This window comes from Saccharopolyspora sp. 6V, from assembly GCF_020176785.1.
Lineage (GTDB): Bacteria > Actinomycetota > Actinomycetes > Mycobacteriales > Pseudonocardiaceae > Saccharopolyspora_C > Saccharopolyspora_C gregorii.
Window position 1 is genome coordinate 24,607 of sequence record NZ_JAIUKB010000094.1, and the last position, 13,674, is coordinate 38,280.

Below are 13,674 nucleotides of genomic sequence, written 5' to 3' on the forward strand. Positions count from 1 at the left end.
GGAAGGAAGGGACGGCGATGGTCGATCCGTACCACGACATCTCCTTCGAGGAGCGGATGTCCCACGTGGACTTCCGGGTGTCCGGGCAACCGCACATCGCGGTGGACACCGAGGTGTGCCGCTCCTGCACGACCCGCGCGTGCGTGACCGCGTGCCCGGCGAACCTGTTCGTGCCCACCGACGACGGCGGCATCCTGTTCAACTACGAGCAGTGCTTCGAGTGCGGCACCTGCTACCAGGTGTGCGACGAGAGCGGCGCCATCACCTGGGAGTACCCGGCGGGCGGGCACGGCGTCGTGTTCCGGAAGGGGTGAGCGGGATGTTCGTGGTGGTGGCGCTGCGCTGGGTGGACGAGCGGGCCGAGGTGGATCCGCTGTCCGGCCGGGTGCGGACGTCGGACCGGTCCGCGGGCGCCTCCGCCGCGGACGCGGCGGCGCTGGAGCTGGGCCTGCGGCTGGCCGGGTTCACCGGCGGCCGGTGCGCGGCGGTGAGCCTCGCCCCGGCGGGCGCGGACGAGCTGCTGCGCGCGGCGCTGGCCTCCGGCGCGGACGAGGTGCTGCGGGTCGAACCGGCCGGGGAACCCGATCCGCGGGCCGCCGATTCCGGCGCGGGCACGGCGGTGGCGCTCGCCGCCGCGGTCCGCGAGCGGTTCGGCGCGCCCGACCTGGTGCTCACCGGGGACCACTCGCCGGACCGCGGGACCGGTGCCACCCCGGCGCTGCTGGCCGCCGAGTTCGGCTGCGCGCAGGCGCTCGGCCTGGTGTCCCTCGACACCGAACCCGCCGCCGACGGCCGGTTGCGGGCACTGCGCAGGCTGGACCGGGGGCGCCGGGAGCGGCTGGCGGTGCCGCTGCCCGCCGTGTGCTCGGTGGAGGCCGCCGGGGTGCGCCCGCGCACCGCCGCGCTCCCCGCCGTGCTGGCGGCGCGTTCCGCCGAGGTCCCGGTCGTCGCGGCCCGCGCCACCGCGGACCCGCCACCGCTCACCGCCGCGCACGGCTACCGGCCGCGCGCCAAGGAACTGCCCGCGCCCGCCGGGGCCGATCCGCTGCGGCGGCTGCGGGAGCTGACCGGCGTCGGCCAGCGGTCCGACCCGCCACGCGTGGTGGTCACCGACGACCCGGCGGAAGCCGCCGACGAGCTGCTGGCATTCCTGCGCGCCGAGGGTCACCTCGATGGCTGAGCGGGTGGCGGTGGTGACCGGCGCGGCCCGCGGCATCGGGGCGGCGGTGCTGCGGCGGCTCGCCGGCCACGGCTGGCGGGTGGTGGCGGTGGACCGCTGCGCCGACGACCCCCGGGTGCCCTACCCGCTGGGCACCACCGAGCAGCTGGCCGAGCTCGCCGCCGAGCACCCGGGCGCCGTGCTCGACGTGGCCGCCGACGTGCAGGACCCGCGGGCGCTGCGCGACGCGGTCGCCCTCGCCGAGCAGCGCTTCGGCGGCCTGGACGCTGCCGTCGCCGCCGCGGCGCTCATGGCGGGCGGGCGCCCGTTCTGGGAGGCCGACGAGTCCGAGTGGGCGGCGTCGTTCTCCGTCGGCGTGGACGGCACCGCGCACCTGGCGCGCGCCGCCGTGCCCGCGCTGCTGCGCCGTCCCGAGCCGCGGACCGGGCGGTTCGTGGCGCTGGCCTCCGCGGCCGCGCACACCGGGCTGTGGCGGCTCACCTCCTACAACGCGGCCAAGCACGCCGTGCTGGGGCTGGTGCGGGGGCTGGCGACCGACCTGCGCGGCACCGGGATCTGCGCCACCGCCGTCTCCCCCGGCTCGACGCGCACCGAGATGCTGCGGGCCACCGCCGAGATCTACGGTCTGTCCGATGTGGACGAATTCGCGGAGCACCAGCTCACCGAACGGATCTTGGAGCCCGACGAGGTGGCGGCCGTGGTCGAATTCCTGTGCTCGCCCGCTTCGTCCGCGATCACCGGCACCGCGGTGCACGCCGACGGCGGGTTCACCGCATGAGCGCACCGGTCCCCCCGGGCACGCGGCTGGTGCCGGACCCGTCGCTGCGGCGCGCCCGCGACGGGCAGGTGCTGCTGGGCGGCTCCCCGGTGCGGCTGCTGCGGGTGGGGGCGCGCGCCGCGCGGCTGGTGGACCGGTGGTTCGCGGGCGAACCGGTGCGGGAGGGCGGCGCGCTGGCGCGGCGGCTGCTGGATTCCGGGCTCGCCCACCCGGAGCCGCCCGCGGGCGAGCTGGGGCCCGCCGACGTGACGCTGGTGGTGCCGGTGAAGGACGATCCGGCCGGCCTGGCGCGGGTGCTGGCCGCGACCGCCGAACTGCCGCACCGGATCGTCGTCGACGACGGCTCGCAGGAGCCCGCCGCCGAGCTCCGGCATCCGGTCGCGCGCGGGCCCGCGGCCGCCCGCAACACCGGCTGGCGGCGGGCGCGCACCGAACTCGTCGCGTTCCTCGACGCCGACGTGCTGCCCGAACCGGGGTGGCTCGCGCCGCTGCTGCGCCAGTTCACCGATCCCGCCGTGCACGCGGTGGCGCCCCGCGCCCGCGGCGCCGCGGGCGGCGGGGCGATCGCCTGCTACGAGGCCGACCGCGGCGGGCTCGACCTCGGGGCGCTGCCCGCGGGCGTGCGGCCGATGAGCCGGGTCGGCTACGTGCCCAGCGCCGCGCTCGTGGTGCGCCGGGCAGCGCTGGCCGAGCTCGGCGGGTTCGACGAGGCGCTGCGCTTCGGCGAGGACGTGGACCTGGTGTGGCGGATCGTCGACTCCGGCGCGGTGGTGCGCTACGTGCCCGGGTCGGTGGTGCGGCACCGGCCGCGCAGCGGGTTGCGGTCCTGGCTGCGGCAGCGCTTCGACTACGGCACCTCCGCCGCCCCGCTGGCCCGCCGCCACCCGGGCAGGCTCTGCTGCGCCCGGCTGTCGCCGTGGAGCGCGGCGTCCTGGGCGGCGCTGGTGGCGGGGCGGCCGGTGCTGGCCGCGGGGTTAGCGACGGGCAGCGCCGCCACGCTGCCGCTGAAGCTGCGGGCGCACGGCGTGCCGGACCGGGAGGCGTGGCGGCTGGCGGTGCGCGGGCACCTCGGCGCGGGGCGGCTGCTGGCGGAGGCGGCGCGGCGCGCCTGGTTCCCGCTGCTGCTGGTCTCGCGGCGGAGCCGCGCGGTGCTGCTGGTGGCGGCGCTGCCCTGCGCGTGGGAGGCGCTGCGGCACCGGCGCGGACCCGGCTGGTTCGCGCTGCGGCTGCTCGACGACCTCGCCTACGGGTGCGGGGTGTGGGCCGGGTGCGCGCGGGAGCGGTCCGCGGCGCCGCTGCTGCCGCGGTTCACCGGGAGGACGACGCGATGAGCCTGGGCGCGCTGCGCTGGACCGAACTCGACGACGCCGCGCGGGTGCTGGCGGTCCCGCTCGGTGCCACCGAGCAGCACGGGCCGCACCTGCCGCTGCGCACCGACACCGCCATCGCCGAAGCGCTCTGCGCCCGGCTGGCCCGGCGGCTGCCGGAGGTCGTCGTCGGCCCGGCCGTGCCCTACGGCGCCAGCGGGGAGCACGCCGCCTTCCCCGGCACGCTCTCCATCGGGCACGAGGCGCTGTGGCTGCTGCTGGTGGAGCTGGTGCGGTCCGCGGACCGGTTCACCGGGGTGGTGCTGGTGAACGGGCACGGCGGCAACCTGCCCACAGTGCACCGGGCCGCCGAGCAGCTGCGCGGCGAGGGCAGGCGCGTGCTGGCGTGGTGCCCGGACGGGCCGGCCGACGACAGCCACGCCGGACGCACCGAGACCTCCGCGATGCTGCACCTGCATCCGGGCGAGGTCACCCTCCCGGACGCCGCCGCGGGCTGCACCGAACCGCTGCCCCGGATCATCGACCGGTTGCGCGGCGGCGGAGTCCGCGCCGTGAGCCCCAACGGCGTCCTAGGCGACCCCGCGGGCGCGACCGCCGCTGAGGGCGCGGTCCTCCTCGCCCGGTGGACCGAGGCCCTCACCACCGCGGTGACCCGCTGGCTGATCGGCTGAGCCCTGCGCTCGTCCGGACCGCCGGCTGGACCCCAGCCCGACACGTCGACGCCCACCCGCCCGGCGTGCGCGGACTGGTGGGCCGTCGACTCGTGGAGATCGTCCGGTGAGCGGGCCGCCCGTTCGGAGCGGATCGCCCACCCGGATCAGCGCGGTGCGGGGACGGTGCGGCCGCGCTGGGGTTCGGGGTTCCCGCCGTGCAGGAAGCGGTGGCGGGCGTCGGCGATCCGGCGGGACTCGTCCCACATGGTGTGCAGGAACTCCGGGCGAACCCTCCTGGCGCGGACGGACGAACGAGTGGACATGGGACCCCCGGTTTCGATCAACGTGGCACGGTGCGGCGCCCGTCCGGTCATCCGGCGAGCGCCCCACCCGGGTGCCCGGTCACCCGGCGGAGCAAACCGCTCACTCCGCGGCGCGCCGGACGAGCGCCTCCAGATCGGTGTGGCAGCGGCGGATCCAGTGCTCGTGCTCCGGTTTCAGCAGCACGCTGCGCAGCACCCGCGCGGTCGGCACGTCGGCGCGCAGCCGGTGGCCGCGCCGCGCCAGGTCGGCCGCGGTGACCTCCATCGCCGCCAAGTGCACGGCTTCGCCGGGCTCGGCGCGCATCCCGCCGTGCAGCACCCGCTGGGTGCGCTCGTCCAGCGCGGCCATGCCGGGCGCGGCGGGCACGATGCCGAGCACGTCGAGCTCCGGCCGCTGGTACGCGGACAGCACCGTCGAGTCCGCCAGCAGCTCCGCCCAGCCCAGCGCGGCCCGCCTGCCCGCGCGCAGCACCCGGCCGAGGCCGTCCGGCGTGGGCGGCAGCACCCGCAGCGTCAGCCACAGCGCGGCAGCGGCGGCCCCGGATCGGGAGCATTCCAGGGAGATCTCGCCCAGGTGCGGTTCCGCTGAGGTGAAGTACGTCCACGGCGACTCGTGCCGGTAGTACCGCTCCACCGCGGGGTCCGCGAACAGCACCGCCCCGCACCCGTAGGGCTGCAGGCCGTGCTTGTGCGGGTCCACCACCACCGAGTCGCACTCGGCGATGGCGCGGAACGGCGCGGCGGCCACCCCGTCCGGCGCGTCGTCGGCGATGAGCGCGAAGAACCCGCCGCAGGCCGCGTCGACGTGGATCCGGAAGTCGTGCCGCCACCGCAGGTCCAGCACCTCGTGGATCGGGTCGACGGCACCGAGCCCGGTGGTCCCGGCGGTGAGCACCACGGTCCCGATGTCCTGGTCCCCCAGCAGCGAATCCAGCGCCGCCACGTCGATCCGCCCTACCGCGTCCACCGGGATCGGCACCGAGCGCACGCCCAGCAGACGGCACATCCGAGCGTGCGTGTAGTGCGCGTCCGCGCTGTGCGCGATGGCCGCTCCGGGCCGGGTTTCCCTTGCCACGTAGAGGGATTCGAGGTTCGCGATGGTGCCGCTGCCGGTGAGGTGGCCCAGCGCGCCCGGCATCCCCAGCATCGCCGCGAGCCGGTCCACCGCCTCCCGCTCCAGCCCGGTGGTGGCCGGGCCCCCGTCGAGCGCGTGGTTGTTCGGGTTCAGCAGCATCGCCGCCAGGTAGCCGACGACGGCCGCCGGGTGCGGCGGCTTGATCAGCTGTCCGAGGTAGCGGGGGTGGTGGAACGGGTAGGTGCCGCGCAACCGGTCGAGCAGTTCGGCGAACGCGGGGCCGAACTCCTCGTCGGGCACGACGGCGTCCGGGTGCGGTGCGAACTCGCCGAATTCCCGTTGCCACGCAACGATCTCGGCCACCGCCCGGTCCGCCCACGCGCGCAGGTCCATCCGCTCCTCCTCGTGTCCGGCGCCCCCACAAGGAACCACGCGCGAGCGGGTGCGGCCAGCACCGCGGGAAAGCAGAACCCGTTGGTTCAGCGGGAAATCAGGGTCGATAGTCCTCTGTGCAAGCTCGGTGACATGGCGTTTACTCGTTGTCAGGTCGGGTTGTTCCGCCACATGGGGGGCACCTACCTTTCGGAAAGCCACTGGAGGAGTGCGCCGATCTCCGGGCCCGGCCCGGGCGGCATCACCAGCGGTCCGATGTCCAACGACGACACCGACCGACGAGCGGAATGTCGACGATGACGTTCTTCTCCGGGGGAAGTCGGCAATGCGGAAAGGTGCATGGCGATGGGCAAAGGCAGCAGCGTTTTCGTGTACGTGAACAACAACCGCCGCCGCAAGCACGGCTGGGGCAACGGTTGGGGCCACGGCTGGGGCTGGGGCCACGGTTGGGGACACGGCTGGGGCCACGGCTGCGGCTGCAAGTAACAGCTTGGCTCAACGTCCGGGTGACGCCCGCACCTTCCCTGGTGCGGGCGTCACGCCCGTCGGCAACAGGGGGTAAGTCGTGCGGGGACCGATTCGGTGGTTGTTCGATCCACCGGTCGCCGAAGAGGCGGGTTTGGTGGAGACCGCGCCATCGATCGGGGTGCGGGAGGTGTTCCGGCGGTTCTGGCCGGACGCGCGACCGTTCCGCTGGTACATGGTGCTCAGCTTGGGGTTGGTGCTGGTGTCGCCGCTGCTGGACGCGGCGGCGATCTGGTTGTTCAAGGTCCTCATCGACGACGTGCTGACGCCGCGGGACTTCTCGCTGTTCCCGCTGGTGGCCGTCGCGTACGCGGGGATCACGATCGTGATGGGCATCGTCGGGTTCGGCGAGAGCTACCTGACGGTGTGGATCGGTGAGCACTTCCTGAACCGCTTGCGGATCCGGGTGTTCACCCACCTGCACACGTTGTCGGTGGACTTCTTCGACCGGCGCAGGCTCGGCGACACGCTGAGCAGGCTCACCACCGACGTGGCGTCCATCGAGAGCCTGGTGCTGTCGGGCATCACGCAGACGGTGGCGTCGCTGGTGAAGATCGTGGTGTTCGCCGGGGTGCTGTTCTACCTGGACTGGCGGCTCACGGTGGTGGCGCTGCTGGTCGTCCCGCTGTTCCTGGCGGTGGCGCGGTTCTTCGCGATGCGCATCAAGTCGGCGTCCCGGGAGGTCGCCGGCCGCACCGGGTCGATCGGCACGGTCGCGGAGGAAAGCCTCGGCAACGCCCCGCTGATCCAGGCCTACGGCCGCGAGTCCGCGGAGGTGCGGCGGTTCACCCGGCAGAGCCGGTCCAGCCTGTCCGCGGAGCTGTCCGCGGCCCGCATCGGCGGCCTGTTCGAGCCGCTGGTGGACCTGCTGGAAGTGCTGGCGATCATGGCGATCGTCGGCGTCGGCATCTGGGAGCTGGCGTCCGGCCGGATCACCCTCGGCGGGCTGCTGGCGTTCCTGGTGTACCTGTCGCAGCTGTACTCGCCGGTGAGCAACCTCGGCCAGCTCTCGAACGTGATCTACGGGGCGGCGGCGAGCGCGGAACGCATCCTGGAGCTGTTCGACCAGCGCCCGCACGTGCCCGCCCCGCGGAACCCGAAGCGGCTGGACCGGGTGCGCGGCGCGGTGCGGCTGGACCGGGTCGGGTTCCACTACCCGGACACCGCCGACGAGGTGCTGCACGACGTGGACCTCACCGCGGAGCCCGGGGAACGCGTCGCCGTCGTCGGCGCCAGCGGCGCGGGGAAGTCGACGTTGACGAAGCTGCTGCTGCGGTTCTACGACCCGGACCGCGGCAGCATCTCGCTGGACGGCGCGGACCTGCGCGAGCTGGACCCGAAGGAGCTGCGCTCGCACATCGCGATCGTGCTGCAGGAGACGCTGCTGCTGGACGGCACGATCGAGGACAACATCCGCGCGGGCAAACCGGATGCGGACCGCGCGGAACTGGTGGACGCCGCGCGCGCCGCCGACGCGCACGACTTCATCGCCGCGCTGCCCGACGGGTACGAGACGCGCGTCGGACAGCGCGGCAGGTTGCTCTCCGGCGGGCAGCGCCAGCGCATCGCGATCGCCCGCGCGATGATCCGGGACGCGCCGATCCTGCTGCTGGACGAGCCGACCGCGAGCCTGGACGCCGAGGCGGGGCAACGGATCCTCGGCCCGCTGAACCGGTTGATGGCGGGGCGGACCACGATCGTCATCTCGCACAACCTGCTCACCGTCACCGACGCGGACAAGATCCTCTACTTGGACCACGGCCGGGTCACCGGCCTCGGCACGCATTCGGAGCTGCTGGCGGGCAACAACGGCTACGCGCACCTCTACCACCTGCACCACCCGTCGGAGGAAGTGGTGCACGGCGCGCCCGCGCAGCGCAACGGCGGGACGCGGGAGCACACGTGACAGCGCAACGACAACCGGGCGGCCACCCGCCGCCCCCGTCCAGGAGGTGCCCATGAAGATCACGTGCGTAGGTGCTGGACCGGCCGGGCTGTACTTCGCGATCTCGGCGAAGCTGCGCGACGCCGGGCACGACATCACCGTCATCGAGCGTGATCCGCCGGGCGCCACCTACGGGTGGGGCGTCGTGTACTGGGACAACCTGCTCGATCCGCTGTACGCCAACGATGCGGAGAGCGCGCAGCAGATCCGGTCCGCGTCCACGCTGTGGCAGGAGCAGCAGATCGTCCTCGGCGGCACCGACTACGGTTTCCTCGGCGGCTACGGGTTCAGCGTGAACCGGGCGACGCTGCTGGACGTGCTGGCCGAACGCGCCACCGACCTGGGCGTGGACGTCCACTACGAGCAGGACGTGCAGAGCCTCGACGAGCTCGCCGACAGCGACCTGATCATCGGCGCGGACGGGGCGGGCAGCAAGGTGCGCTCGCTGCACGAGGACGAGTTCGGCACCCGGGTGGAGACGGGCAGCAACCCCTACATCTGGCTGGGCACGGACAAGGTCTTCGACCGGTTCACGTTCGCGTTCGAGCGGACCTCGGCGGGCTGGATCTGGTTCCACGCCTACCCGTCCAGCGCCGGCGTCAGCACCTGCATCGTGGAGACCACCGAGCAGACCTGGAAGGCGCTCGGTTTCGACGAGCGCGGCGACGAGGACGCGGTGCGGCTGCTGGAGAAGATCTTCGAGAAGCCCCTCGAAGGACATTCGCTGATCAGCAGCTCCCGGGGCGAAGCGGCGCGGTGGCAGCGGTTCACCCAGGTGCTCAACCGGAGCTGGCGGTACGAGAACGTGATGCTGCTCGGCGACGCCGCGCACACCACGCACTTCAGCATCGGCTCCGGCACCCGGCTGGCCATCATGGACGCGATGATCCTGGCGCAGAAGCTGCACGACCACGAGCACCTGGACACCGCGCTGCGCGACTTCGACCAGCAGGGCCGCAGCGCGCTGCGCCCGCTGCAGGCGGCCGGGCGCACCAGCATGGCCTGGTTCGAGCGGGCGGACCGCTACCTCGACCGGGAGGCGGTGGACGTGGCGTACGCGATGGCCGCGCGCGGCGGCGCCCAGTCGCCGTGGCAGTACCGGATGCACCAGGCGACGCAGGTTCCGGCCGTGCGCAGGGGAATGCGCTGGTACGACAACGGGCACCGCTGGTACCTGGCCTGCCGCCGCGGCGAAGCCCTCGGCAGCCGCCCGGAGAAGTCCACCTCCCGCTGACGCACCGCGGGTGAACGGCCCGTTCGTCCGATCCGCTCGGTCGAACGGGCCGTTCACCGTGCGTCAGCGGTCGAGGCGACCCGACTTGAGCGCCGCCAGGAACTCCGACCACCGCGGTCGCGGCACCGCGAAGTACCCGGCGGCCCGGTCCTTCGTGTCCCGCACCGCGGCACCGCCCGCTGACCGCCCGACTTCGACGCAGTTGTCGTTCGGGTTGGAGCGGCTGGACTTGCGCCAACCCCGTGCACTCACGACGCCTCCCGCTGATCGAGGATGTCCGCGACGAGCCGGATCTCGCCTCACACGCCAAGTCCTCGATCGTAGCGACCGCACCGACACATGCGGATACATCCGCAAGCTCGTGCAAGACCTGCCCACCCTCCTGTTCTCGGCGTGCACCAGGCTCTTTCCCACCCGCTCGCCCCGGACGAGCAGGGCGTCCATCCGTCAGCCCGAACCCGCTCTGTCGGTGTTGCCCGGCATGCTGTGCGGCACGGAGACGAACGGGGGCTCATGTCGACGTTGAACGATCTTCCCTACCAAAGGACCTCCCACGGGAAGGCGGAACGATGACGCTCGTCGTGCGATTGGATGACGGGACTCCGGTGCAGATCGGTGACGTCCGGGGGGTGTGGTGACCCGGTACGCGGCGGCGGACCGCGTCGTGCTGCATCTCCAACAGGAGGCCGCGGAGCTCGTGATCGGTTTCCGCGGCGGACGCGGCGCCTGCTACTGGCGACACGGCGAGAGCGACGACGTGGTGTCCACCAGCGGGGAGAACACCGAGAGCGAGATGTACGGGGCGAACGAGATCCCCTTCCCGCCCGGCGCCGAGATCGACGCGGGCACCGTCGTCGATGCGGCCGAAGAGTTCGCGACGACCGGGGTGCGGCCGCAGTGCGTGCGGTGGACGAGCTATCGCGCGGCGATGCAGGCGGTGCCCGAGGAAGGAACGATCACGCCGGAGCTGCTGCGCGCCGTGCTCGGCGATGTCGAGGGCGAGCGGTGACCTGGACGCGGCCGGGACGGCCGCCACTCCATCGGGGGACGGATCGGGCGGGTGAGCGGCGTGGTGATCGGGTGGTCGTGCTGGTGAGCGGCGCAGGACCGACCGACGACCACGGTGTGGGAGCGGTTGACCTGCGCGATCTTGCGTCCTAGCGTCATCCGCCGTGCGCAGAACGACTTCGGGGGTGTCCTCGGCGCGGCTCGGCGGACCGGGGTTCACCCGGCGGTCGCTGCTGGCCGGCATCGGCTTGGGCGCGGTGGGCTTGACCGCCGCCGCCTGCGGCTCCAACACGGGGCGCGGTGGCTCGGCGCCCGGCTCGCTGCAGCAGTGGTACCACGCCTACGGCGAGGACGGCGTGCACGAGGCCGTGCAGCGCTACGCCGCCGAGTACCCGCAGGGCGAGGTCTCGGTGCAGTGGAACCCCGGCGACTACGACTCGAAGATCGTCACCGCGTTGCAGAACAGCGCGGTCCCCGACGTGTTCGAGGCGCAGGTCAAGGTGGACTGGGTGCGCCAGAACCAGGTGGTACCGCTGGACGACGTGCTCGGCGACGCCCGCGACGACTTCCCGGAGCAGGTGCTGGCGACCGCCACCGTCGACGGGCGGCTGTACGCGATCCCGCAGGCCGTGGACACGCAGGTGCTGTTCTACCGCAAGAGCAGGCTCGCCGACGCGGGCGTGCGCCCGCCGCGGACCGTGGACGAGCTGATCGACGCGGCGAAGCGCCTCGACTCGCCCACCTCCCGCGGCCTGTTCGTCGGCAACGACGGCGGCGTCGGCGTGCTCGCCGGGCCGTTGCTGTGGTCCGCGGGCCTGGACTACCTCACCCCCGACCAGCGGAGCACCGGGTTCGACGATCCGCGAGCCGCCGTCGCGTTCGGCAAGCTCGCCGAGCTGGGCGACTCCGGCCTGCTGCTCGGCGCACCCGCCGACTGGTCCGATCCGAGCGCGTTCATCGACGGGCTCGCCGCCATGCAGTGGACCGGGCTGTGGAACATCCCGAAGGTCGCGGCCGCTCTCGGCGACGACTTCGGCGTGCTGCCGTTCCCGCGCCTCGACGACCAGGGCGCGCCGTCGGTGCCGATCGGCGCGTACGGCGCGATGGTCAACGCCCGCAGCTCGGACGTGGCCGCCGCGAAGGACTTCGTGCGCTGGCTGTGGGTCGACCGCACCGACCACCAGCTGGAGTTCGCCACCGCGTTCGGCTTCCACCTGCCGGCCCGGGACAGCCTCACCGGCCGGGCGGCGGAACTGCGCACCGGTCCGGCCGCCGACGCGGTGCGCTACACCCGGGAGCACGCCCACCTCGTCGGCGGTCCGATGTGGACTTCGGCGGCGGGCTCGGCGTTGTCCGACGCGCTGTTCCGCATCGCCCGCCAAGGCGCCGATCCCGTAGCGGAGACCCGGCAGGTCGTGTCCACTTCGGACGCCGAGTTGAAGCGCCTGCACGGGTGAGCGCCCGCACCCGCCGCGACGCCCGCGACTTCTGGCTGTTCGTCGGCCCGCTGCTGCTCGGGCTCGTCGTGTTCGCCTACGTGCCGATCGGGTGGAGCCTGTACCTGAGCTTCTTCGACGCCCGCAACACCGTCACGCCCGAGGTGTTCGTCGGCGTCGACAACTACGCCGCGATGCTGGGCAACGAGGCGTTCCTCGCCAGCCTCGGCACGTTCACCGCGTTCGCCGCGGGCATCGTGCCGCTCACCTACGCCGCCGCGCTCGCCCTCGCGCTCGCCGTGGACCGGTTGCCGGTCGCGAAGGCGTTCTTCCGGTCCGTGTTCTTCCTGCCGTTCGCCTGCTCCTACGTGGTGGCCGCGCTGATCTGGAAGACCTCGCTGTTCCCGGGGGTGAGCTCCGGGCTGGTCAACAGCGCGCTCGGCGCGTTCGGCGTCGAACCGGTGGCCTGGACCGGCACCGCCGACCCGCCGCTGTACTGGATCGTGCTCATCACCGCGCGGCTGTGGTTGCAGCTGGGCTTCTACATGCTGCTGTTCATCGCGGCGCTGCAACGCATCCCGCGGCACCTGTACGAGGCGGCGTGGCTGGACGGGGCGAAACCGGGCTGGCAGGTGTTCCGGCACATCACGCTGCCGCAGCTACGCGGCACCAGCGTCGCCGTGCTCCTGCTGCTGCTCATCGGCGCGTTCCAGGCGTTCGACGAGTTCTACAACATCCTCGGCGACGCCCGCGGTTACCCGCCGTACGGTCGGCCGCCGCTGGTGTACCTGTACTACACGGCGCTCGGCTCCGGCGGCCAGGACCTCGGCCGCGGCAGCGCCGGTGCGGTGATCCTGTCCGCGCTGATCGCGGTGGTGACCCTGGTGCAGGGCAAGGTGTTCGGCTTCGGCACCGGGCGGCAGCGGTGAGGCGCGGTGCGGCCGCCGCCGCCCGCTGGAGCGCGCTGCTGCTCGCGGCGGCGCTGTTCCTGCTGCCGTTCTACCTGCTGGTGCGCAACGGGCTCGCCACCCGCGAGGAGATCACCTCCCCGCACTGGACGTTCTGGCCCGCCCACCCGCGCTGGGAGAACATCACCGAACTCCTGTCGGCCACCGACGTGCCGTTCGCGCGCAGCCTGCTGAACTCGCTGGTGATCGCCGTGCTGCAGACCGCCGGATCGCTGGTGCTGTGCGCCGCCGCCGGGTACGGGCTGGCGCGCATCCCCTACCGGCATTCCGGGAAGGTGCTGGGCGCGGTGGTGGCCACGCTGCTGGTGCCGACCTCGGTGACGTTCGTGCCGAGCTTCGTGCTCGTGTCCAGCCTCGGCTGGCTCTCCGACCTGCGCGGGCTCGTGGTGCCCGGGCTGTTCAGCGCGTTGAACGCGGTGCTGTTCCGGCAGTTCTTCCTCGACTTCCCCGCCGATCTGGAAGACGCGGGGCGCATCGACGGGCTCGGGCGGTGGGGCGTGTTCCGGCGGATCGTGCTGCCGAACTCGACGGGGTTTTTGGCGGCCATCGGGGCGATCACGTTCATCGGCAGCTGGAACTCGTTCCTGTGGCCGCTGGTCATCGCGCAGGACTCGTCGTCGTGGACGGTGCAGGTGGCGCTGTCCGCGCTGCTCACCGCGCAGAACCCGCAGCTGAACCTGCTGTTCGCGGCGGCGGCGCTGTCCATCCTGCCGATCGTGCTGCTGTTCGCCGGGTTGCAGCGGTTCCTGGTGCGCGGCGTCACCGAGACCGGTGTCAACGGCTGACCCGAGCGGGAAACCGGCCCGTCACGGCGGTGACACGCGGCGG

15 protein-coding genes are annotated in these 13,674 nt (G+C 73.3%); 12 read left to right on the forward strand and 3 right to left on the reverse strand.

Translation table 11 applies throughout. The features are described 5' to 3' along the window. Positions 1-17: 17 nt before the first annotated feature. Genes LCD35_RS18875 through mftE form a run of 5 tightly spaced genes read left to right on the forward strand, consistent with a single transcriptional unit; the run spans position 18 to position 3,957 of the window. The gene (locus tag LCD35_RS18875; RefSeq protein ID WP_224955556.1) at positions 18-314 is read left to right on the forward strand and encodes a ferredoxin family protein; all 297 of its coding nucleotides are present in this window, start codon (positions 18-20) and stop codon (positions 312-314) included. Between the two features lie 5 nt (positions 315-319). After that, complete coding sequence (locus LCD35_RS18880; RefSeq protein ID WP_224977612.1) at positions 320-1,180, forward strand: mycofactocin-associated electron transfer flavoprotein beta subunit; 861 nt, start codon at positions 320-322, stop codon at positions 1,178-1,180. Continuing rightward, complete coding sequence (locus LCD35_RS18885) at positions 1,173-1,958, forward strand: mycofactocin-coupled SDR family oxidoreductase (RefSeq protein ID WP_225044576.1); 786 nt, start codon at positions 1,173-1,175, stop codon at positions 1,956-1,958. Before LCD35_RS18880 ends, LCD35_RS18885 begins: the two co-directional genes overlap by 8 nt. Next, on the forward strand, positions 1,955-3,289 hold the full coding sequence (gene mftF / locus LCD35_RS18890) for a mycofactocin biosynthesis glycosyltransferase MftF (RefSeq protein WP_225044577.1): 1,335 nt from the start codon (positions 1,955-1,957) through the stop codon (positions 3,287-3,289). Before LCD35_RS18885 ends, mftF begins: the two co-directional genes overlap by 4 nt. Continuing rightward, positions 3,286-3,957 (forward strand): mycofactocin biosynthesis peptidyl-dipeptidase MftE, encoded by a 672-nt coding sequence (gene mftE, locus LCD35_RS18895; RefSeq protein ID WP_225044578.1) that lies wholly within the window; start codon positions 3,286-3,288, stop codon positions 3,955-3,957. Before mftF ends, mftE begins: the two co-directional genes overlap by 4 nt. Before the next feature lie 146 nt (positions 3,958-4,103). Here mftE and LCD35_RS18900 read toward each other — a convergent pair whose 3' ends face one another. Further along, the gene (locus tag LCD35_RS18900) at positions 4,104-4,262 is read right to left on the reverse strand and encodes a hypothetical protein (protein ID WP_224955551.1); all 159 of its coding nucleotides are present in this window, start codon (positions 4,260-4,262) and stop codon (positions 4,104-4,106) included. A 100-nt stretch (positions 4,263-4,362) separates the two neighbouring features. Then, entirely contained in the window at positions 4,363-5,730 is a 1,368-nt protein-coding gene (locus tag LCD35_RS18905; protein ID WP_225044579.1) for an aminotransferase class V-fold PLP-dependent enzyme, read from the reverse strand. Positions 5,731-6,075: 345 nt separating this feature from the next. On the opposite strand from LCD35_RS18905, the gene LCD35_RS18910 reads away from it, so the two are divergent. The 3 genes from LCD35_RS18910 to LCD35_RS18920 all read left to right on the forward strand — a co-directional run bounded on the left by LCD35_RS18910 (position 6,076) and on the right by LCD35_RS18920 (position 9,434). Further along, on the forward strand, positions 6,076-6,216 hold the full coding sequence (locus tag LCD35_RS18910; protein WP_225044580.1) for a hypothetical protein: 141 nt from the start codon (positions 6,076-6,078) through the stop codon (positions 6,214-6,216). Positions 6,217-6,352: 136 nt separating this feature from the next. Continuing rightward, positions 6,353-8,161: an ABC transporter ATP-binding protein gene (locus LCD35_RS18915; RefSeq protein ID WP_225044581.1), complete on the forward strand. Its 1,809-nt coding sequence runs from the start codon at positions 6,353-6,355 to the stop codon at positions 8,159-8,161. A gap of 52 nt (positions 8,162-8,213) precedes the next feature. Then, positions 8,214-9,434, forward strand: coding sequence for an FAD-dependent monooxygenase (locus LCD35_RS18920; protein ID WP_224955548.1), 1,221 nt, complete (start codon positions 8,214-8,216; stop codon positions 9,432-9,434). A gap of 63 nt (positions 9,435-9,497) precedes the next feature. Here the strand turns inward: LCD35_RS18920 and LCD35_RS18925 are convergent, their stop codons facing one another. After that, a complete protein-coding gene (locus LCD35_RS18925) occupies positions 9,498-9,686 on the reverse strand; it encodes a DUF397 domain-containing protein (protein ID WP_224955547.1) in 189 nt (62 codons plus the stop codon). A gap of 382 nt (positions 9,687-10,068) precedes the next feature. Here LCD35_RS18925 and LCD35_RS18930 point away from each other — a divergent pair, with 382 nt between their 5' ends. The 4 genes from LCD35_RS18930 (at position 10,069) to LCD35_RS18945 (ending at position 13,631) form a co-directional block, all read left to right on the forward strand. After that, complete coding sequence (locus tag LCD35_RS18930) at positions 10,069-10,443, forward strand: Imm1 family immunity protein (protein WP_225044582.1); 375 nt, start codon at positions 10,069-10,071, stop codon at positions 10,441-10,443. Between the two features lie 256 nt (positions 10,444-10,699). Continuing rightward, positions 10,700-11,899, forward strand: coding sequence for an extracellular solute-binding protein (locus tag LCD35_RS18935; protein WP_224955630.1), 1,200 nt, complete (start codon positions 10,700-10,702; stop codon positions 11,897-11,899). Continuing rightward, positions 11,896-12,807: a carbohydrate ABC transporter permease gene (locus LCD35_RS18940; RefSeq protein WP_224955545.1), complete on the forward strand. Its 912-nt coding sequence runs from the start codon at positions 11,896-11,898 to the stop codon at positions 12,805-12,807. The genes LCD35_RS18935 and LCD35_RS18940 overlap by 4 nt, the downstream gene beginning before the upstream one ends. Then, entirely contained in the window at positions 12,804-13,631 is an 828-nt protein-coding gene (locus LCD35_RS18945; protein ID WP_224955544.1) for a carbohydrate ABC transporter permease, read from the forward strand. The genes LCD35_RS18940 and LCD35_RS18945 overlap by 4 nt, the downstream gene beginning before the upstream one ends. Positions 13,632-13,674 lie beyond the last annotated feature (43 nt).